16 protein-coding genes, 1 pseudogene, 1 CRISPR repeat array and 2 other annotated features are annotated in these 19,997 nt (G+C 42.8%); all 17 genes and pseudogenes read right to left on the bottom strand.

Features of this window, described 5'->3' with window-relative positions:
- Positions 1-66: 66 nt before the first annotated feature.
- The 17 genes and pseudogenes from JJE29_04085 to thrS all read right to left on the bottom strand — a co-directional run bounded on the left by JJE29_04085 (position 67) and on the right by thrS (position 19,219).
- Positions 67-1,767, bottom strand: a complete 1,701-nt coding sequence (locus JJE29_04085; GenBank protein ID MBK5251795.1) for an arginine--tRNA ligase — start codon at positions 1,765-1,767, stop codon at positions 67-69.
- Between the two features lie 101 nt (positions 1,768-1,868).
- The gene (locus JJE29_04080; protein MBK5251794.1) at positions 1,869-2,450 is read right to left on the bottom strand and encodes a GerMN domain-containing protein; all 582 of its coding nucleotides are present in this window, start codon (positions 2,448-2,450) and stop codon (positions 1,869-1,871) included.
- A pseudogene (locus JJE29_04075) lies at positions 2,437-2,773 on the bottom strand (DUF523 domain-containing protein). Before JJE29_04075 ends, JJE29_04080 begins: the two are co-directional and overlap by 14 nt.
- Positions 2,760-5,123, bottom strand: coding sequence for an endonuclease MutS2 (locus tag JJE29_04070; GenBank protein ID MBK5251793.1), 2,364 nt, complete (start codon positions 5,121-5,123; stop codon positions 2,760-2,762). The pseudogene JJE29_04075 and the gene JJE29_04070 overlap by 14 nt, the downstream one beginning before the upstream one ends.
- Before the next feature lie 12 nt (positions 5,124-5,135).
- Positions 5,136-7,535, bottom strand: a complete 2,400-nt coding sequence (locus JJE29_04065; GenBank protein ID MBK5251792.1) for a U32 family peptidase — start codon at positions 7,533-7,535, stop codon at positions 5,136-5,138.
- 118 nt (positions 7,536-7,653) lie between these two features.
- Positions 7,654-8,214 carry a cell division protein ZapA gene (gene zapA / locus JJE29_04060; protein ID MBK5251791.1) on the bottom strand — a complete coding sequence of 187 codons (561 nt, stop codon included), beginning with the start codon at positions 8,212-8,214 and terminating at the stop codon, positions 7,654-7,656.
- A gap of 65 nt (positions 8,215-8,279) precedes the next feature.
- The gene (locus tag JJE29_04055; GenBank protein MBK5251790.1) at positions 8,280-8,423 is read right to left on the bottom strand and encodes a hypothetical protein; all 144 of its coding nucleotides are present in this window, start codon (positions 8,421-8,423) and stop codon (positions 8,280-8,282) included.
- A 236-nt stretch (positions 8,424-8,659) separates the two neighbouring features.
- A complete protein-coding gene (locus JJE29_04050) occupies positions 8,660-11,101 on the bottom strand; it encodes a phenylalanine--tRNA ligase subunit beta (protein ID MBK5251789.1) in 2,442 nt (813 codons plus the stop codon).
- 12 nt (positions 11,102-11,113) lie between these two features.
- Positions 11,114-12,151, bottom strand: coding sequence for a phenylalanine--tRNA ligase subunit alpha (gene pheS, locus JJE29_04045; protein ID MBK5251788.1), 1,038 nt, complete (start codon positions 12,149-12,151; stop codon positions 11,114-11,116).
- A gap of 246 nt (positions 12,152-12,397) precedes the next feature.
- Positions 12,398-12,613 (bottom strand) — a binding site (T-box leader).
- Positions 12,614-12,623: 10 nt separating this feature from the next.
- A complete protein-coding gene (locus tag JJE29_04040) occupies positions 12,624-12,713 on the bottom strand; it encodes a YqzL family protein (protein MBK5251787.1) in 90 nt (29 codons plus the stop codon).
- Positions 12,714-12,820: 107 nt separating this feature from the next.
- The gene (locus JJE29_04035; GenBank protein ID MBK5251786.1) at positions 12,821-13,615 is read right to left on the bottom strand and encodes an RNA methyltransferase; all 795 of its coding nucleotides are present in this window, start codon (positions 13,613-13,615) and stop codon (positions 12,821-12,823) included.
- Between the two features lie 3 nt (positions 13,616-13,618).
- Complete coding sequence (locus JJE29_04030) at positions 13,619-14,269, bottom strand: TrkA family potassium uptake protein (protein MBK5251785.1); 651 nt, start codon at positions 14,267-14,269, stop codon at positions 13,619-13,621.
- Positions 14,270-14,284: 15 nt separating this feature from the next.
- Complete coding sequence (locus tag JJE29_04025) at positions 14,285-15,655, bottom strand: TrkH family potassium uptake protein (GenBank protein MBK5251784.1); 1,371 nt, start codon at positions 15,653-15,655, stop codon at positions 14,285-14,287.
- A 325-nt stretch (positions 15,656-15,980) separates the two neighbouring features.
- A complete protein-coding gene (gene rplT, locus JJE29_04020; protein MBK5251783.1) occupies positions 15,981-16,337 on the bottom strand; it encodes a 50S ribosomal protein L20 in 357 nt (118 codons plus the stop codon).
- A gap of 32 nt (positions 16,338-16,369) precedes the next feature.
- Positions 16,370-16,567 (bottom strand): 50S ribosomal protein L35, encoded by a 198-nt coding sequence (gene rpmI, locus JJE29_04015; protein MBK5251782.1) that lies wholly within the window; start codon positions 16,565-16,567, stop codon positions 16,370-16,372.
- Positions 16,568-16,589: 22 nt separating this feature from the next.
- Positions 16,590-17,198: a translation initiation factor IF-3 gene (locus JJE29_04010; GenBank protein MBK5251781.1), complete on the bottom strand. Its 609-nt coding sequence runs from the start codon at positions 17,196-17,198 to the stop codon at positions 16,590-16,592.
- Positions 17,135-17,263: a sequence feature (ribosomal protein L20 leader region), on the bottom strand. It overlaps the preceding gene by 64 nt.
- 33 nt (positions 17,264-17,296) lie before the next feature.
- Complete coding sequence (thrS, locus tag JJE29_04005; protein MBK5251780.1) at positions 17,297-19,219, bottom strand: threonine--tRNA ligase; 1,923 nt, start codon at positions 19,217-19,219, stop codon at positions 17,297-17,299.
- 549 nt (positions 19,220-19,768) lie between these two features.
- Positions 19,769-19,997: direct repeats of the CRISPR family, unit length 33 nt; unit sequence AATTTCAATCCACGCACCCACGAGGGGTGCGAC.

Raw genomic sequence — 19,997 nt, 5'->3', positions numbered from 1 at the left:
CATGCCGCAATAAAACGGCATGGGGCATTTTCCATAACTAGGCAAATTCCTAACGATATGAAAAAACTACATTTTTTCCGGCGCCTGCATCCCTAGCAGCGCCAACCCGTTTTTCAATGTCTGCTTTACGCACATGGTCAAAGCAAGCCTTGCCTGCCTAATCTTCGGGTCGTCCACCACTATGGAATGATCGTGGTAGAAACGGTTAAACAATTGAGCCAAGTCCACAACAAATCTGCTTACAACGGCAGGCTCGTATTTTCTTCCCGCCTCAGCTACAGTTTCTTTGAATTTGCTAAGTTGCCGAATTATCTCCATTGAAACATCATCTGTCAGAATCGACGCATCGAAGGAATCCGTTTCAAGCGGTCCTCCCTTCCTGAGAAGGCTTGCGCATCTTGCATGAGTATATTGAACATAAGGTCCGGTTTCACCTTCGAAGCTAAGCGTCTTTTCCCAAGAGAAAACATAATCCTTTACCCTGCTGTTGGATAATTCTTGGAACATTACTGCCCCTATTCCTATCTGACGGGCAACTTCATATTTATTTTCAAGATTAGGATTCTTTTTTTCAATTATTTCATTCGTTCTTTCAACGGCTTTTTTAAGCACGTCTTCAAGAAATACTACCCTTCCCTTTCTTGTAGACATGGTTCCATCTTCAAGCGCCACCATTCCGAAAGGCACGTGTATACAATCCTCAGCCCATTCGTCTCCCATCAATTCGAGTATTTTTTTAAGCTGATTGAAATGAAGGATTTGCTGAGACCCCACCACATATATATTCCTGAAAAAATCGTATGTTTCCTTGCGATACTTGGCAGCAGCTATGTCTCTAGTGATGTATAGCGTAGATCCGTCGCTCTTTGTAATAAGAGCAGGCGGCATTCCGTAGTCTTCAAGATCGACGATTTCAGCTCCTTGGGACATTTTAAGAAGATTCTTTTGGCGCATTGTCTCAACAATTTCCGACATCTTGTCAGAATAAAAGCTTTCTCCTGCATAGGAATCAAACTCAATGTCAAGAAGATCATATACCTTTGAAAATTCCTTGAGGCTAACTTCGCGGAACCACTGCCAAAGTCCAAATGCTTCCTGGTCATTGTTCTCAAGCTTCTTAAACCATTCCCTTGCTTGGTCTTCAAGTTCGGGATTCTTTTCCGCTTCTTCATGGAACCGGATGTAAAGCTTTAACAGCTCCTTAATTGGATCCTTCTCCACCACTTCACGCTCACCCCATGCCGAAAAAGCAACAATAAGCTTTCCGAACTGGGTTCCGTAGTCTCCCAAATGATTAATCGAAATGGTCTCATAGCCCAAAAATTTGTATATTTTGTTTATTGAATTCCCTATAACCGTGGTTCTTATGTGTCCTATATGGAAGGGCTTTGCTATATTCGGGGAAGAAAACTCCACTATTACCTTTTTGCCGGCGCCCTCATCCGAAGAACCGTACTTGTCCCTCTCCTTAAGCACTTCGCCCACTACATCTGAAACATAGAGTTCTTTATCTATCTTAAAGTTAATGTATCCTCCTACGGAAACAACGGACTCAAGATAGTCCTGTTCTCCGAATCTGCCCGCTATGTCCTGCGCAATCAAATTCGGGGCTTTGCGGAAAACCCTGGCCAATTTAAAGCATGGGAAAGCATAGTCCCCCATATTGGAATCGGCCGGCACTTCAATTATTCCTTCTATTTCTTTCGGCTCCATGGATTCAATCAATCCGCTTAAACCAAGCACTATTTTCCCTTTAAAATCGATCATTCCGCACTCCCCTTTAGGCCTCGAATAAAGGCCGGCATTTCAGTTTCTCTTTATATCTTCGGACCTAATAAATTTATCACATACTCCAAATGTCTTCAAGTCTATTTGTCTGGAAAAATTCCATCCTCTACTAACCCCAGCGGTGGTTCGTATGAATAGCCGCTAAACTCCCTAAGCAATGTCCCCTCAATTTTGATTTCAACGGATTCCGCAGTTTCCTGGTTAAACAACAATGTATTTACTATGGCTGCTACTACAACCTTTGCATCTTCCTTAGGCATTTTGACTCCCAGAAATTCTTTTGAAAAATCGACTTCTACGGTTTTTTCACCTGCAGTCAAGGACAAAAGCTTTGTTCCCTCAGGAATCGGACTTACAAACGTTCCGTCGCCTTCATAATTCATAAGCTCGTCGAGAGCCACTTCCATCGGCGTCCTTAAATCGTCAGGGCTAAGCGTCATTTGGAATCTTTCGGCTGAAAGAAAAGGCTTGTCTGCATATTTCAGATATAGCACATATGAAATTTTTCTTTCTTCGGGAGTCACTGGAGCTTCCTCTCCAGTTTCCTCCGTTTCACCGGGTTCTTCTGCTGGCATTGTTTCCTCGCACGCGCATCCAAGAGCAAGAACAGACACAAGTGCCACAATCAAAATTAAAATAATAAACTTGTTATGCTTCTTCATTGATATCCATCTCCTTTATATTAAGGCAAGTATCTTCATTATGTATCTTTATACCCATTTTTTTAAACAAAGCAGCAACAACTCCATCTCCCGGCTTAAGTTTTCCATCAAATGATCCTGCGTAAATCATTCCCATCTCCTCCCTGTATTTCACATGGAGTTCTTGGGGTGGAAAGCCCTCCCAGTTGTTCCGGGCAGATGGGCACTACTTCATAATCATCCAAAATCATTGCAAGGTTTTGACCAAACGCTTTTCCATCGTATCTGCAAGGCACTCCCAAAAGACATGCACTTACTGCAATTCTCTTTTTATTTGATTTCAACTACGGTCACTCCAATCCCGCCTTCATTGAATTCCCCAACCTTGAAGGATTTCACATGCGGATGCTTCCTGAAATGATCATGCAGACCCTTCCGTAATAGGCCTGTTCCCTTTCCGTGTATAATTCTCACATTCTGAAGCCTTGCAAGTGAGGCATCGTCGAGATACTTGTCGACGATATAAATGGCCTCTTCCACATTTGTACCACGTATGTCTATCTCGGGGCTTATTGAGGAGCTCTTTGATTTTGTAAGATTCTGGATTCTGGATTCCATCCTTGCCTTGGCTTTTCCGAGAATCGTGAGGTTTTTGTAGTTGACGTTTATCTTCATTATGCCGGCTTGTACGGTCAGGTCTCCGTTTCTATCAGGCTTCGTCACTACCGTGCCTTCCTGGTTGATATTCAATATAAGGACTGACAAACCAGGCCTTAGGTCTTCAGGCTTTATCTCTGTATTTACCGCCACATCGCCCATGCCCTCGTATGTCTCCTCAAGCTTACCTTTAATTGCCTTTCTTGTATCGTCTATCAATCTGTTTGCTTCCTTGTCGCTTGAACTTCCCGCATTCCTTAATTCCTTTATGAGCGCCTCAGCCGAAATTTTGGCTTCCTTTATTATCTTCCTAGCTTCTTCCTTAGCCTTGTTGAGTTCTTTTTCCCTTTGCTCTTTAAGGTGTCCATACTTGTCATTGTAGCTTTTTTTCATCTTTTCCGCCTCTATCCTTATTCGCAGGGCCTCGTCCCTGTCCTCTTCGGCGGTCTTCCTGTCTTCCTGTATTTTTGTCAGTATCTCCTCAAATTCAATATTCTCACGCTTTAGATATTTCTTGGCCTTTTCAATAATGTTATCAGTAAGACCGAGCTTGCTTGAAATTTCAAAGGCGTTTGACTTGCCGGGAATCCCTATCAGCAAGCGATATGTAGGACTGAGTGTCTTTATATCAAATTCAACCGATGCGTTTTCGACCCCGTCCTTTGTAAGTGCATAGTGCTTAAGCTCGCTGTAATGAGTTGTGGCTATCATAGTTACCGATTTAGCGTAGAGATTCTCAATTATTGCTATGGCAAGAGCCGCCCCTTCGGTGGGGTCCGTCCCGGCTCCCAATTCATCGAGAAGTACCAGGTCTCCTTGACCGGCATCTGATAGTATTCCAATCAAATTTTTCATATGCGATGAGAATGTGCTAAGGCTCTGCTCTATTGACTGCTCATCACCTATATCTGCGAATATTTCCCTATATACATTTATTTTTGTCCCATGGTTTGAAGGTATATGAAATCCGGACTGCGCCATCAAGGTCAATAGTCCTACGGTTTTAAGGGTAACAGTCTTCCCTCCCGTATTCGGCCCCGTAATGAGGAGCGCTTTAAAGTCCTTCCCTATCCAAACATCTGTAGGAACAACTTCATTTGCCGGTATCAATGGGTGTCTTCCCTGTTTTATGTGCATAAAACCATCCGTTGATATGACCGGCTCAACACCGTTTATTTCAGAGGCATGCCTAGCCTTTGCAAAAATTATGTCCAGTTCAATCATAAGGGATTGATTGTTTATTATCGAATCGGCAGATTCACCTACAAGCGCCGTGATTTCATAAAGTATTCGCTCTATTTCAGCCTGTTCCTTTAGCTTGAGTTCCTTCAATTCGTTATTAATGTTAACTACGGACATAGGCTCAATGAAGAGCGTCGATCCGCTTGATGACCTGTCGTGGATCATTCCCGGAACCTGATTTCTGTATTCCTGCTTGACTGGAATGCAAAAGCGATCGTCCCTTATTGTGATTAGCGCATCCTGAAGATATTTCTGTATGCTCGGAGACGCGATTATACCCTGAAGCTTAGTCCTTATTGAAGCATTCTTGGCCTCTATTCCTCTTCTTATGTTTGCAAGCTTAGGGCTTGCATGGTCCGATATTTCTTCCTCGCCCTCTATGCATCTGTCAATTTCTTCTTCAATATGTCTTGCTGACATAATGCCGGATGCTATGGAGTCAAGTATTTCATGAATGCCATCCAATGCGTCATCCTGTATATACTGCTTTACCCGCCTCGTTGTGCGAAGAGAATCAGAAACCTCAAGCAGCTGCTTTGGAATAAGATATGATCCAATCCTAGCCGTCTGTATATACTTGTTGACATCATAGAATGCACCGAAGGGCATACGCCCTCTTCTTGTAATCATCGAAAAGGCCTCGGCTGTTTCCCTCTGCTTGCTTTCTATGATTTTCGGATCGGACCAGGGCTCTATTGCTCCCAATCGGTTTCTCCCCATTTCGGAGAAGCAGAATGTCTTCATCTGTTCAATTATTTTATTGTATTCAAGTGTAACAAGAACGCGTTTGTTCACATTGCCCCTCCTCTAAACTCCACTTTTGAAAAAATGGCCTCGTGTATAATCCGATTGTTTTAATTCTTCCAAGTATTGCCAGTCGATATCCCCATCCACAATTGCCCTTTTGTGGAAGCGTATAAGCCGGCAAGCAGTATCGAAATCTTCATCAAGAAGCTCCATTCGCCAATAAACCACATTTTCGGGAGGGCTTTCAAGCAATCTTGCTGCCGTCAGGATTCTAACCGAATTAAAAATTTCTGCGTGGCAATTCTTAAGCCTCATCGGGAATTCATAACCCTTCGCATCCCTTAGGCTGAGTTTTCTATTTTCACAATCATTTTCCAAGCAAACCCCGAAGCTTTTATTCAGAGGGCAGTGATTGAGTGTCATCACAGGCAGCCTTCCGTAGACTATCATTTCTTGGCCTGCAACAGATTGCGAAAGCCCCTTTATCTGGCTTAAGTTCATCTCGGGTGAAAGGCAAACGGTTTCAAGCTCCGGAAAAGTCTCTTCCAAAAGTCTAATCGAATAGTCATTTGCAACATTTAGAGAAAAATCTCCATGAATAAGCATACCGGAATCCCTAAGCGCACGCATCTGCCCTAAATTTCCAACCTGAATTTCTTTTAAACCAAGCCGCTCGACAACAAGGAGCATTTCTTTTATTTCTCTGTCTCCCGATATTTTGAATGGAGAGTATACAACCTTATCCGATAATCCGAGCACCTCATCTAAGTTTTCAGCCCCCTTGAAGTATATCCTATCAGCGCCTTCGCTGAGCGCGACCTTAACCTGTGAAATGGTTCTAGCTGTAACCGAAACTTTTCTTTCCACTACGTATGGCTTTGCAGTTCTTTCCTCTATCTTCAAGATTTCAACCGGCTTTCTTTCGGTATGAACGACCGCTCTTTCATCGTCCATAAAATCGGCAGCCTTTCGTCTTGTTTCATTCAAAATAGATACCGGCACATAGATCCCATCATCCATTTCATAAACACTTTCTTCAATACTGTATGCCGTAGCACCCAACCTTCCAAGTTTTTCTTCCATTACGACTCGTCCTGTGGGCCTTTTTGCGGCTTCTTGAACGATATACTCCGACAAAACTTCTACCTTTCGCCCATCTCCATCCTTAAAGGAAATGCGAAATGGTTCTCCAAGTATAGCCCGCACCTCCATGCGGAGAGGCACCCTTTTGTCAGCCTTATTCATTTCTATGGCCAACCGGCGCTCCATGCTAGAATCGTGTGTCTTAAATGCCTCATAGACACCCTTCATTCGCCATCTGTTCTCTATCTCAAAAGTTTCGCCTGGCACCTTTGCCTCAAGCTCATTTCCATACCAGTTTCTATTGTCAATTCGGCAGCCATAACTCTCGCTTCCCCTTCGGAATTGAATGCCGTCTCCTAGTGAAAGTGGCTCCTTGAGTAAAATATATATCTTTCCGTTTGCTTCCGCCTTCGCAGTTCCCAGTGCGACACCTCTGTTGCCCGGGCTCTCTGAGTTAACGAGACTTCCCTTGTCTTCGGACATAAGAAATCCCTTTGTGAATTTCCTGTTAAAAATTTGGGCCAGTTCCTTCATGTCTTCCGGTTCGAACAGAGGAATGCCGCCTTTTTCCATAGCTGCCAATGCATTCCTATAGAACCTTGTCACGAAGAATACATATTCCGGACTTTTCATCCTTCCCTCTATCTTCAAGGAAGAGACTCCCGATGCCACTATTTCTTTCAGCCCATACGCTGAAAACAAGTCCTTTGTGCTAAGGAGATATCCATTGTCCAAAACAGCTTCCTGGCCTGATGTTTTCTCCAGCAACTCGTACTGCCTTCTGCATGGCTGTGCGCATGTGCCCCGGTTTCCGCTTCTGCCTCCTATTACGCTACTCATAAGGCATTGCCCCGAATAACTTATGCACAAGGCGCCATGAATGAAAACCTCTACCTCAGTTCCTTGGTTTCTTATCATTGCCTCTATTTCCGGCAGCTCCATTTCTCTTGCCGCAACTACCCTGTCAATTCCAATGTCCATTGCCGCTTTAGCGCCAAAGCTATTGTGCAAAGTAATTTGTGTACTTGCATGGCACTCGAAATCGCCAAAATATTTTTTCACGATTGCTAGCACCCCTAAATCTTGAATTATCAACGCGTCTGCATCCATAGCATAAAGTTTTTCTATATATTTCAATAGCTTTTTAATCTCATCATTAAATATGAGGGTATTAACCGTCACATAGACTTTAACTCCTCTGATGTGGCAATACCTTATCGCTTCCTTAAGCTCCTCGATTGTAAAGTTCTTTGACGAGCTTCGTGCTCCAAAGAGCTTCCACCCGAGATATACAGCATCTGCGCCCGCCTTTACGGCCGCAATTACGCATTCCATATCGCCAGATGGCGAAAGCAGTTCAATTTTATCGGCTTTCATATATTTCCCCTCATTTCTTAATACTCTTATATTGCTATTCTATTACAAAAAAACCATAATTAAAACGATGAAAAAGCGGCTAATTGCCACTTTTTCATCGTTTTAACAACTCTTCTCTCTAATTCTCAAAAGCATCCATGAATTCCGCGAGTTCCGTTTTACTCTGAATAAGCTTCACTTCGCATTCGACCAGCTTGTCCTTAAGCTCATCAATCTTTTTCTCGAGATTGCGATTCCCTTCGTCTTTTTCTTCAATATTTTTTTCTCTTGAGGCTATGGCTTTCTTAAAGTGCTCCTCGTTTCTTTTGAATGCTTCGGAAGCCTTTTTCTCTTCTTCAACAGCATTTTCAAGACGCTCTATATCGAAAGCCCTCTCATTAAGCAGCCCCTTCAAGTCGGCAATTTCATTTTCCATTTCCTTAATGGCTTTGTCTGGAGCCTGGTTTGTTTCTTCGAGCTCATCAATCTTTTCCTTCTCGCCAAAAAGCTCCTCGGACATGTTGAGCGCAGCCAGAACAGCAACCATAGCAGTACTCAGCTTCCTATTCTTTCCGGATATTTCCCTCATCTTGTCATCCACATAGTTGGACAAGCGCTGTATTTGTTCCCTGTCTTTATCGCTTACTATAGCATATTCCTGTCCGTATATTTTTACAATCGCCTTGTTTTTTGTTGTCACAAGCAACAGCCCCTTTTATAGTTGTCATGATTAAAGATTCTATGCAATTAGGCTATATCCTTTATTTATTTCATAAGTTCCGCTTTAAGTTCAATCTCCAAAGCCCTTACAATGTCTCCGAAATGAAGATTGACTTCTTCATCCTTGAGTGTTCTTTCCGTTGATTGGAACAAGAGGGCATAGGTTACGTTCTTGCAGCCTGCCTCGATTTGCTTGACCCGGGGCTACTTCAGGCGTATAAGATATTGACGCAACTTCAAAAACTGCTATACGTTATTTTAAATCAGTTTCCAAGTCGCAAAAGCAAAAACAGCTTAAAGAGATTTTTTCATCTCCTCAAACTGCTTTTACAAACAACTCTATCTATCCTTATGATTTTCTGCCAACACAATTTGACGAAGAACCCTATTGATTACGAATCGCAATATGATTGATTGCAGACTCATTAATTCCTAAGTTCGCCACCAAGAGATTTCTTCAAACGCTCGATAATTGCATTTGCCTTACTGTCTATCTCCTCAGATGTCAACGTCTTATGGAGCGACCCTATTACCACTCTGAAAGTGACAGACTTTTTATTGGTTGGGATCTGCTTTCCTCGATACTCATCCACAAAAGATACATCCTGGATCAAGTCATCCGCTCCAACCTTGCCAACAATGACATTCAGTATCTCTTCCCACTTCACCGACTGGTCAAACAACATTGAAACATCGTAGTCTACCAGAGGATATCCAGGAAGATGAGCGAATTCGTTGGTTCTTGATGGATGTGTTTTCAAGGTGTCCATATTGAATTCGAACAGCAACACGGAAGAGTTGTCAATTCCGCAATCAAGAGAAGCTTTCTTCGAAAGCAAGGCAAGGTCTCCCACCCTTTCCCCTTGATGCAGGATATTGAGCCAGACAACGCCATCTGCCCATACGGGCTTCTCAAGTTTATCAAAAGTCAACGGTTCCATGTGCACATAACCAGGCATGGCCTCAATTATTCCCTTGGCTCTCCGGAAAAGCTGATTCACATTCGCAACATTGCCAACCAAGGCGCCGGCCGTGTTTGTCAGCTCAAGAGGAAGAGATTCTTTTGCATCATATGGCGCTGAATAGCTATGGTCATGCATCACTTGTGCCGTCTCGAATATCATAAACTCATTGAAGTACCTGAGATTGTTTGAGACTGCCTCACAGATGTTGGGCAAGAGCGTTGAGCGTATGTGGCTTTCACTGGGTGATGGCGGCGTTGAAAGAGAAAGCATCCCTTCTGTGCTCTGCATCACAGCTTCAACATATTCATCGCTCATCCAAGGATACGTAAAGACTTCTTGCATCCCACATCTGAATGCCAAATATTCCTTGATATTCCTGTCAAGATCAATTTTGATCTGATTGATCGCCCCATCAAATGAAGTGGTGATGGGTTTCGGATCGAACCTCTCATAACCATACATTCTTGCGATTTCTTCCATGATATCATCCGGAATGGAAACATCACCAGTTGAACGCCATGTAGGGCTTACAACATGCAGGGTGTCCTTATCATAACTCACATCAAAACCAAGTTGACCAAGCTTGTCAGTTATATATTCATTGGGAATACGTATACCCAATCTCTTCTCCAACCAGCTTAGTGAAACATCAATCTCTGTCCGCTTGAGAGGCTCAGGATAGATATCTCTAAACCCAGTGACAGCTATATTCGGATATAATTCTGTGAACAGCCCCATAGCCATTGATAATGCAAAATCAGCCCGCTCTGGATCTAAAGCTTTTTCATAACGCGTCGCCGCTTCCGTTCGGGTCTCATACCTGGCAGCAGTACGTCTAATATTTGTCGCTTTAAAATTGGCAATTTCGAGGATAACCTTGTCAGTTTCAGGCAGAACCGAGTCCTTCGATCCACCCATGACCCCGGCCAAACCAAGGGCACTCTTGTTGTCGGTTATTACCAAATCATCCGTTGAAAGTGTCAGTGTTTGATCATTTAAAAGCAGTAATTCCTCTGCTTCTTTGGCACGCCTAACAGTTATGTTTCCTTCAATGTTATCTGCATCAAAAGCGTGAGTCGGTTGTCCCGTCGCCAACATCACATAATTTGTAATATCCACCAATGCGTTGATCGGTCGCATGCCAACCCGCCAAATACGACTTTGCATCTCGAATGGAGATGGTTTTACCGAAAGTCCTTCGATTCTGACGGCAATATATCTGGGACATCTCTGAGTATCTTCCACATTGATTGTAAAATCGGGTGTGTTTGGTGGAACAAAGGCTTCAAAATCCATAAGTGGAAGATTATACAATGCGGCAACCTCACGAGCGATGCCGTAATGTCCCCACAAGTCAGGACGGTTTGATATTGATTTATTATCTATTTCGAGAATAACATCATTAAGGCCCAGAGCATCCGCCAGCCCTTCTCCAGCCTTGGCTCCAAAAGCGGAAAGATCCAATATTTCCGCTTCTTCAGTGCTTGGGAATAATTCAGACAACCCTATTTCCGATGCAGCGCAAATCATGCCGTAACTCTCTACACCACGTAATTTTACATTGCCTATTTCAACAAGTTCTCCTGCGCCATGCCATCTAGCCTTTGCGCCCGGACGCGCAACAGCTACTTTCATGCCCTCGGTCAAATTTATTCCGCCACATACGATGTCACGCACTTCATCGTTGCCTATATCAGTCTTGCATACTTTCAGCCTGTCGGCATTGGGATGCGGAAAAACCTCTTTAACAACACCAACAACCATATTGTCAAATTTACTCGCCAACTCAAGGACACCCTCAACTTCAACGGTGGACATCGTCAGATCGTAGGCGAGACGTGACAGGTCCATATCATTTGGAATCTTTACATATTCCTTTATCCAATTCAATGATAATTTCATTTGATTTCCCTCCTATTTGAACTGACTTAGAAATCTAAGGTCTGCACTGTGAAAAAGCCGAACATCATCCACACCGTAACGCATCATGACCAAGCGGTCCAAACCGATGTTTACGTAAAATCCTGTATACTTGTCAGGATCAATTCCAGCAGCACGAAGAACATTGGGATGCGGTGATCCACCAGGCATTATTTCTATCCAACCAACATGTTTGCAGACACTGCAACCTTTCCCGCCACACACCAAACACCCCATGTCGATCTCAAATCCAGGCTCTACAAACGGGAAAAATCCCAAACGCATCCGTACCGGCACCTCACGGCCAAAAACCTTTGACAAAATGCTTTTTATCATGATTTTACCCGAAGAAAAATTGAAATCTTCTTGGACAATCAATGCCTCATACTGAAAAAATGCCCTCTCGTGACGTGCATCGGTCGTCTCGTTACGGTACACTCTTCCCGGATACACAAAACGATATGGGGGCTTGTGTGTCTGCATGTAGCGGACACTGCCTCCAGTTAGATGTGGACGCAGGCAAAGCCTGTCACCACCCTGCCCTGTATCATGACCGTTCAGCCAATAGGTATCCATACTCTCTCTTGCAGGATGTTCAGGTGGAAAGTTTAATTTGTCAAAAGCGTATAATTCACTTGTAATATCTTTTTCCTGAAATATTTCAAATCCCATTGAACGAAAAGCATCGTTCAAATCATAGCACATCTGAGTAATCGGATGTAATCCACCACTATTCGGCAATACGCCGGGCACACTGCAATCAAAATCAGGAGAAATTTCCGAGGCCTTTAGTTTTAATTCCTCCATGCGTGATTCAATCAAAGCTGTAAAACTTTTTTTCAACTTATTCGCTTCTCTCCCTATTTCTGGACGAATTGAAACATCAAGCTTAGGGATTTCTTTTAATATCTTGGTGAGTGATCCCTTTTTTCCGAGAATCGACGCCTTGACCTCTTGCAATTCAACTTCATTTTGTGCCATTGCAATCCTTTTCTCCCCTTCGAGGAGCAAAGTGTTCAATTCTTCTTTCATCAATTTTCCCTCCGTTGTTAATATTTTTTCAAATTTTACAATAATACGTTATATTCACTCAAATTACACACTACTAAACCTGAATTAAACCCATTTCTTATGAAATCATATACTTCATGATTATGAAACGAGGGTGGCTCTACACCCTTTGGCTTTTCCCAGTATTTGCTGGAGTTTTTCCTTCATGTCCTTCTCCTTTCAATTTTGCCTGCGAACATTTTTACAAAAATAAAAAAAACCTTCTCCACAAGGGACGAAAGTTTTCGCGGTACCACCCTAATAACCGATTTCTCGGCCACTCGATATTTTTAACGCAATAACACGTCCAACTCTACTTAAAGTTCAAGTCGGAAGCTCCGGAACGAACTTGGGCGAACCATTTTCCCGCGGATGCTTCCAGCCTATGGCATCCACTCTCTTATCGGCATTAATTCGCTTACTTTTTTCCATCTAAGCCTATGTATTTTAAACACTATGAAGCCAAATCCTTGTAAATCAAATATGCATTGACATTTCCAGTAATCAGAAAAACATTCCAAAAGAATCTGGTACTTTTCTTCATAACGGCTGCACCCCTTTGAATTACTGACTTTTATCAAAATGATTATATCATAGGGCACAAATATTTACAATGAAATTATGTCAATTATTCTGTAATTTTGAAATTTTCTAACAATTTCTTTTCATTGCTATGTCGTAAAGCAAAATTCCAGCTGCCACCGAAGCATTTAGCGACTCTGCACGACCTATAATAGGTATTTTAACTGATTCATCACAAATGTCAAGTATTTCGTCCCGAATACCTGATCCCTCGTTGCCTATGACAAGGCAAACCTTTTCGCCATAGTCCATTTCTCTGTATTCCCTTGCTCCCTTCAAATCGGCGGCTATTATCCTGTATCCACCACGCTTCAAATCTTCAATAAATTGCTTGCCAGGAACCTTTTGTATTACCGGCAAATGAAACACCGAACCCATTGCACTTCTAAGCACTTTTGCGTTGTATGCGTCTACGCTGCCGGAGGAAATAGCGACGCACTCTGCTCCGGCGGCATCGGCAGTTCTTATAACCGTACCAAGGTTCCCCGGATCTTGCATACAATCAAGATAAATCATGAATCCTTGGGGCTTTTGAGGGATGTCTTCAAATTCATTCGATGGCATTTTAGCAATTGCTAAAATGCCCTGTGAATTGACTGTATCAGATATGTATTCGAACACTTCTTCGTCTGCTTCAATCGCTTCCGTTCCAGATTCGGAAAGCCTCTCGACAAGAATAGCCTTCTTCTTGTCAACAGATTCGACATACAAAACAGTCTTAATAATCAAGACGCTATCAGCTGCATCCTCTATAAGTCTATATCCCTCGAGAAGTATTTCACTGTACTTCTCACGGTATTTTTTCTTTTCAAGGGATTTTATTCTTTTTATTGTTTCGTTCTGCTTTGAAATAATTTTCTTCATTTTCTACCTTTCGCTCAATCTGCTTAGATCTTCGTTATTGCCAACTACTATAAGGGTATCGCCCTCTTCTAATATATCATCAGCATTTGGGGAAATATTTATCTTGGAATTCCGCTTGATAGCCATTACATTTACACCGAACTTGGCACGCATGTTGATTTCAAGCAGATTTTTCCCAATCCATTTCGGAAGGGTCTGGGTTTCAACAACGCTGTAATCCTCCGACAATTCTATATAATCAAGTATGTTGGATGAAATAAGGTTGTTGGCTATTTTCACTCCCATTTCCCTCTCGGGGAAGACAACCCTGTCAGCACCTGTTTTATAAAGGACCTTCGCATGAAGATCATTCATCGCTTTCGAAACGACATATTTCAGTCCCAATTCCTTCACCATAAGCGTCACTAATATGGATGCCTGCATGTCATTTCCTATGGCTATAACCGCCACATCAAAGTTTCGTATGCCCAATGCATTTAAGGAAGATTCATCCGTTGCGTCGGCCTGCACTGCATGTGTAACATGCTCTACTATTCCCTGCACGGCCTCTTCGTTCTCATCTACCGCCAACACCTCATGCCCCAAAGAATAAAGCGTCTTGGCCAGGCTTGAACCGAACCGACCGAGACCTATAACTACAAATTGTTTTTTCATGTCAATCCCCCTCCTTTATCCTACACTTACCTTGCCTTCCGGATATTTTATGAGTTTCTTCCGCTTCTGCTGCCTGTGAGCAACGGCTACAGCCAATGTCATGGGACCCAAACGGCCTATGAACATTACAAAGGCTATTATTATTTTCCCCGAATTGCTTAAGTGCGGCGTGATTCCAAGACTTAGACCAACGGTTCCAAATGCAGAGGTCGTTTCAAACAATATGTCCATAAAATCTACCCCTGTTTCCGTAAACGACAACAGCATTGTACCTACTATAACAATTGTAAAAGAGGCACTCACTAAAGCCAACGCCCTGTTGACAATATCCCTAGGAATCCTTCTTTTAAAGATTTCAGTTTCATCTCTTCCATTCGCCATCGAAGCCATAGTAAAAAGAAGGATTCCAAATGTCGTTACTTTTATTCCCCCAGCTGTTGAACCTGGCGCACCTCCTACAAACATAAGTATTATAGTTAAAATCTTGGTTGAAAGAGTCGCCCCATCCATAGAAATAGTGTTGAATCCAGCAGTACGCGGCGTTATCGAATGAAACAGCGACGAAAGAATCTTACCTTTTCCCGACAGATTCCCCATCGTTTGCGGATTATTGAATTCAAAAACAAATATCGATATGAAGCCAATCAGTATAAGAATGCCTGTCATGTAAAGCGTCAGCTTCGAGTGAAGGGAAAACCTTCGGTTAATCCTTTTTTTCGCTGTTCCGAATTCAAAAAGATCAACCAGAACCGTAAATCCCAATCCGCCGAGTATAATAAGAAAACCCACTGAAAGGGTTACCAACGCATCATCGGCAAAACGAGCAAGGCTTCCGAAATTCCCCATTAAATCGAATCCCGCATTGCAAAATGCAGAAACAGAATGGAATACGGCAAAACCAATTCCCTTTGCCCATCCATACATGGGCACAAAGCGAAATGATAAAAATGCTGCTCCTATTGTCTCTATTGCTATTGTGCCAATTATTATATTTTTTGTAAGCCTAACAACGCCCGATATTGTAACCTGATTTAAAGCCTCTTGCATAAGAAGGCGTTCCTTAAGGGAAATCCTCCTGCCTACGACCAATGCTATCAGAGTAGTCATTGTCATGAAGCCGAGCCCTCCGACTTGGATAAGAATCAATATTACACCCTTTCCGAAGAGTGTCCAATACGACGCAGTATCACCGACAACAAGCCCTGTGACACAAACAGCCGAGGTGGCTGTAAATATTGCATTTACAAACCCCACACTTTCCCCATTTGCCGAAGCAGCCGGAAGTGTTAAAAGCCCCGCCCCTATCAAAATCATGGCCACAAATCCCAAAACCAATATCTGCGCCGGATTCAGGCTGTATTTTTCGCTTATTTTTTTTCTGCTGATATCCTCCACCCCCTTAGTATAAGTGGTTTTAATATTATATCACTAATACCTCCAAAATATAAGAACAGCGAGCAAAATACATCTGGTAGCATGCAGTGGGCAGTAAACAATTAAATGATATGGGACAGATACCAAAGAACAAGAAAAAAGCCTCTATTCCACCGTGCAACGATGAAATTGAGGATTTATTGCGAATCCCAGATGTACAAGAAACCCCAAGTTCAAGGCGTTGCCACAAGTCTGAGAGGCTAGCGTATTTTTTATACGCGACCGAACGACTTTTGGCAGACAACGATGAAATTGAGGCTTTATTGTTTATCTGGGTTTATTGAAGCTTTTCCTTTGCAATCTCTACAATCTTAGCAAAACCTTCTGCATCATGGATGGCCATTTCCGAAAGCATCTTTCGGTTGATGCTGATGTCTGCGAGCTTGAGTCCGTTCATGAATTTACTGTAGCTCATACCGTTTTGTCTTGTTCCGGCATTAATTCTTGAAATCCAAAGTTTACGGAAATCTCTCTTCCTCAATTTTCTGCCGGTATATGCAGATCTAAGAGCTCTCATTACTGCCGGGTTAGCTGCTCTGAAAGTCTTGCTCTTCGATCCATAATAACCCTTGGCGAGTTTTAATATTTTTTTATGTTTTTTCTTAGCGTTAATTGCCTTTTTTACTCTTGCCATTGTTTTCTACCTCCCTTGCTGCCAAATTTATTTTACAGATATGGCAATACTTTTAAGATCCTTTTGTAATCAGCACTTGATACAGTAGCCGCTTTTCTAAGATTTCTCTTTCTCTTTGACGATTTTTTATTCAAGATATGGCTTGTAAAGGCCTTGTGTCTCTTCAATTTGCCAGTACCTGTTTTCTTGAATCTCTTTGCAGCGCCTCTATGAGTCTTCATTTTTGGCATAACGATTCCTCCTTCCAAAATCTTATTTATCAATCGGTGCCAAGAAAGCCACCATGCTACGGCCTTCCATTTTTGCTCTTTTATCAATAGTGCCGTAATCAGCAACCATCTCAACAAAATTATCGATTACACCGTATCCCATTTGGGTATTTCCCAACTGTCTGCCTCTGAATCTTAGAGCAACCTTGACCCGATCCCCATCTTCAAGGAATTTACGCGCGCGTTTGGCTTTTGTCTCTAGGTCGTGTTGTTCGATGTTCAAGCTCAAGCGGATTTCCTTGATCGTAATCTGCTTCTGCTTCTTTTTAGCTTCCTTAATTTTCTTTTGCTGCTCATACTTGAACTTACCGTAATCCATGATTCTGCAAACTGGCGGTTTTGCGTTTGGAGCTACCTTTACGAGATCCATTTTCTTCTCGACAGCCAACTCCATCGCTTGCTTGATGGATACTACACCCAACTGCTCTCCGTCATCACCGACCAACCTAACTTCTCTGTCACGAATTGATTCGTTCAACTCAAAATTCTTAATAATTGTCCACCTCCTGTGTAATTTTCCATACTCCCTAAACAATATAAAAGCGGATGCCGAAGCATCCGCAAAAAAGACATGTGAATTAAAATCCTTCATCTGTCCATATTAGCCCCAACGGATCTTTCCGCAAGGCGAGAAGCGGATAACTTCTACTTTGTTTTACTAGAGCATTTTATCACCTGATTGCTCTTTTGTCAACTCTCAGGCAAAATCTTTCCTTCAACATTTTTAATGATTTCAGCCATGAAGTCTTCGATCTTTGCGCTTCCAAGATCACCCTTGTCTCTTGACCTTACCGAAAGAGTTTCAGATTCGACTTCCTTGTCACCGATTATTACCATGTACGGCACTTTTTCAAGTTGGGCTTCTCTTATTTTGTACCCGATTTTTTCATTTCTGGCATCCATCTCAACCCGGATGCCTCTTGCAGACATCGATTTCACGATTCCTTCGGCATAACCTAAATGCTTGTCATTAATGGTCAAGACCCTAACCTGCTCAGGAGAAATCCAAAGCGGGAACTTGCCTGCGAAATGCTCGATGATTATTCCTATGAACCTCTCTATGCTTCCGAATGCAACCCTGTGGATTACAATCGGTCTATGCTTTTCGCCATCTTTTCCGATGTATGTCAAATCAAAGCGCTGCGGCAATTGGAAGTCAAGCTGTATAGTTCCGCACTGCCAAGTCCTTCCCAGACTGTCCTGAAGATGGAAATCTATTTTAGGGCCATAGAAGGCGCCGTCTCCCTCATTGACTACATATGAAAGGCCCATTTCCTTAAGGGCACCCTCGAGAGCCGTTTCAGCCATGTTCCATTCTTCATCCGACCCAAGAGCCTTTTCCGGCTTGGTTGAAAGCTCAACAAAATATTTCAGTCCAAAGGTTGAATACACCTCGTCAAAGAGAGCGGCAACACCCTTTATCTCGTCTTTTATTTGCTCCGGTAGCATGAAGATGTGTGCATCGTCCTGGGTAAACGACCTGACTCTCATGAGTCCGTGAAGCGCACCCGAAAGCTCATGCCTATGGACCCTTCCTATTTCACCTACACGCATTGGAAAATCTCTATATGAATGAGGCTCCATATCATATACAAGCATTCCACCGGGACAATTCATTGGCTTGATTGCATAGTCCTCATCGTCAATCTTAAGCGAATACATGTTTTCCTTATAATTTTCCCAATGGCCCGATGTCTCCCAAAGCGATCTATTGAGTATGATTGGGGTCTCTATTTCAACATATCCCCATCTCTTGTGAACCTCTCTCCAATAATCAAGAAGCAGATTCTTCAGTACAGTTCCTTTTGGAAGAAAGAATGGAAATCCAGGCCCCTCTTCCATCATTGCGAAGAGTTTTAGTTCTTTTCCCAGTTTTCTGTGGTCTCTCTTCTTAGCCTCCTCGATTCTTTCGAGGTATTCGTCAAGCAATTTCTTTTTCGGGAACGCCGTCGCATAAATTCTCTGAAGCATCTTGTTTTTCTCATCGCCTCTCCAGTAAGCACCCGCTACACTCATTACCTTGACAGCTTTAACATATTTGGTTGATGGAAGGTGGGGTCCTGCGCAAAGGTCTACCCAATCAGCCATGCGATAGAACGATAAAACAACATCCTCCGGCAAATCGTTTATCAGTTCGATCTTGTAGCCTTCGTTTCTTTCTTCCATGTATTTGATTGCCTCGGCTCTCGACAATTCAAACCTCTCGAGCTTCTGGTCTTCCTTAACAATCTTCATCATTTCGGCTTCAATCTTCTCGAAATCTTCAGCAACAAAAATATGCTCCGATTCGAAGTCATAGTAAAAGCCGTCCTTGATTGCCGGACCTATTGCAAGCTTGGTCCCCGGATAAAGCCTTTGAACCGCCTCAGCCAATATGTGTGATCCTGTATGTCTGAAGACATTCTTGCCTTGGGGTGAATCGAATGTAAAAAGACTGAGCTCTCCGTCAGAATCAAGTTCCTTGTTCAAATCTATGGTCTTGCTGTTAAACTCAGCGGCTACTGCTTCTTTGGCCAACCTTCCGCTTATTTCCTTTGCGATTTCATAGGGCGATGTACCTTTTTTTACCCTAATTTCTTTTCCATCTTTCAAAGTAATTGTTATGTTTTCCATAGAACATCCTCCTTTTTTATCAAAAAATAAAAAGCTCATCCCTGAAAGGGACGAGCATATACCCGCGGTTCCACCCTGATTGTAAGAAACCCCTCAAACTTTTATCGCATCGCTGCGTCGGCCTTTTCGCTGCATGTTAATAGGACCAATGCTCCGGGGTAGTACGGCATGAGCCATTTCGGAACGGTCTCAGCAACTCCGGCCCTCTCTGTACGACTGTTTCCCATGTCAAATCCCCTTCATAGCATATGATTATTAAATTGTAATTATCTACTATTATAAGTTTTTATACCCTTTTGTCAACTGCTTAAATACAATTGTCTGTATTCTATGACCCACAAATGATTATGTCCTCTTATGTATAGCGGAAAAAGCGATAACTAAGTCCCCTTGCATTTCCTTGCTTGATTGGATATCTCTTTTTCTTCTTATGTTTATCTTAATAGCAACCTTTATGGTATGACTCTCCGTATCATAATCAAAAGGAACATTTCCCAGTTATTCCTTAAAGCAATAACCCCGTCCCCATGCTTTCCTTTCCTGATTCAGAATTTCAATCCACGCACCCACGAGGGGTGCGACAAGACAAAGGACACTGTGTGGTATATGTCATAAGCAATTTCAATCCACGCACCCACGAGGGGTGCGACCAAGGGAACACCGCAAAGCATGGACTCGAGATGGCAATTTCAATCCACGCACCCACGAGGGGTGCGACCTTTCCGTTTGTTGCCCCTTGATCCCAAGCCTTTTATTTCAATCCACGCACCCACGAGGG

The organism is Peptostreptococcaceae bacterium (assembly GCA_016649995.1).
Classification (GTDB): domain Bacteria; phylum Bacillota; class Clostridia; order Peptostreptococcales; family BM714; genus BM714.
Note: the sequence above shows the minus strand (reverse complement) of the source record. Positions and strands in the feature narration are given on the sequence as shown.

Excerpts from the sequence above, each read along its gene's own strand:
- JJE29_04085 (MBK5251795.1), bottom strand. The coding sequence starts at position 1,767 with ATGATCGATTTTAAAGGGAAAATAGTGCTTGGTTTAAGCGGATTGATT.
- JJE29_04080 (MBK5251794.1), bottom strand. The coding sequence starts at position 2,450 with ATGAAGAAGCATAACAAGTTTATTATTTTAATTTTGATTGTGGCACTT.
- JJE29_04065 (MBK5251792.1), bottom strand. The coding sequence starts at position 7,535 with ATGAAAGCCGATAAAATTGAACTGCTTTCGCCATCTGGCGATATGGAA.
- JJE29_04050 (MBK5251789.1), bottom strand. The coding sequence starts at position 11,101 with ATGAAATTATCATTGAATTGGATAAAGGAATATGTAAAGATTCCAAAT.
- pheS (MBK5251788.1), bottom strand. The coding sequence starts at position 12,151 with ATGAAAGAAGAATTGAACACTTTGCTCCTCGAAGGGGAGAAAAGGATT.
- JJE29_04040 (MBK5251787.1), bottom strand. The coding sequence starts at position 12,713 with ATGAAGAAAAGTACCAGATTCTTTTGGAATGTTTTTCTGATTACTGGA.
- JJE29_04035 (MBK5251786.1), bottom strand. The coding sequence starts at position 13,615 with ATGAAGAAAATTATTTCAAAGCAGAACGAAACAATAAAAAGAATAAAA.
- JJE29_04030 (MBK5251785.1), bottom strand. The coding sequence starts at position 14,269 with ATGAAAAAACAATTTGTAGTTATAGGTCTCGGTCGGTTCGGTTCAAGC.
- rplT (MBK5251783.1), bottom strand. The coding sequence starts at position 16,337 with ATGGCAAGAGTAAAAAAGGCAATTAACGCTAAGAAAAAACATAAAAAA.
- rpmI (MBK5251782.1), bottom strand. The coding sequence starts at position 16,567 with ATGCCAAAAATGAAGACTCATAGAGGCGCTGCAAAGAGATTCAAGAAA.
- JJE29_04010 (MBK5251781.1), bottom strand. The coding sequence starts at position 17,198 with ATGAAGGATTTTAATTCACATGTCTTTTTTGCGGATGCTTCGGCATCC.
- thrS (MBK5251780.1), bottom strand. The coding sequence starts at position 19,219 with ATGGAAAACATAACAATTACTTTGAAAGATGGAAAAGAAATTAGGGTA.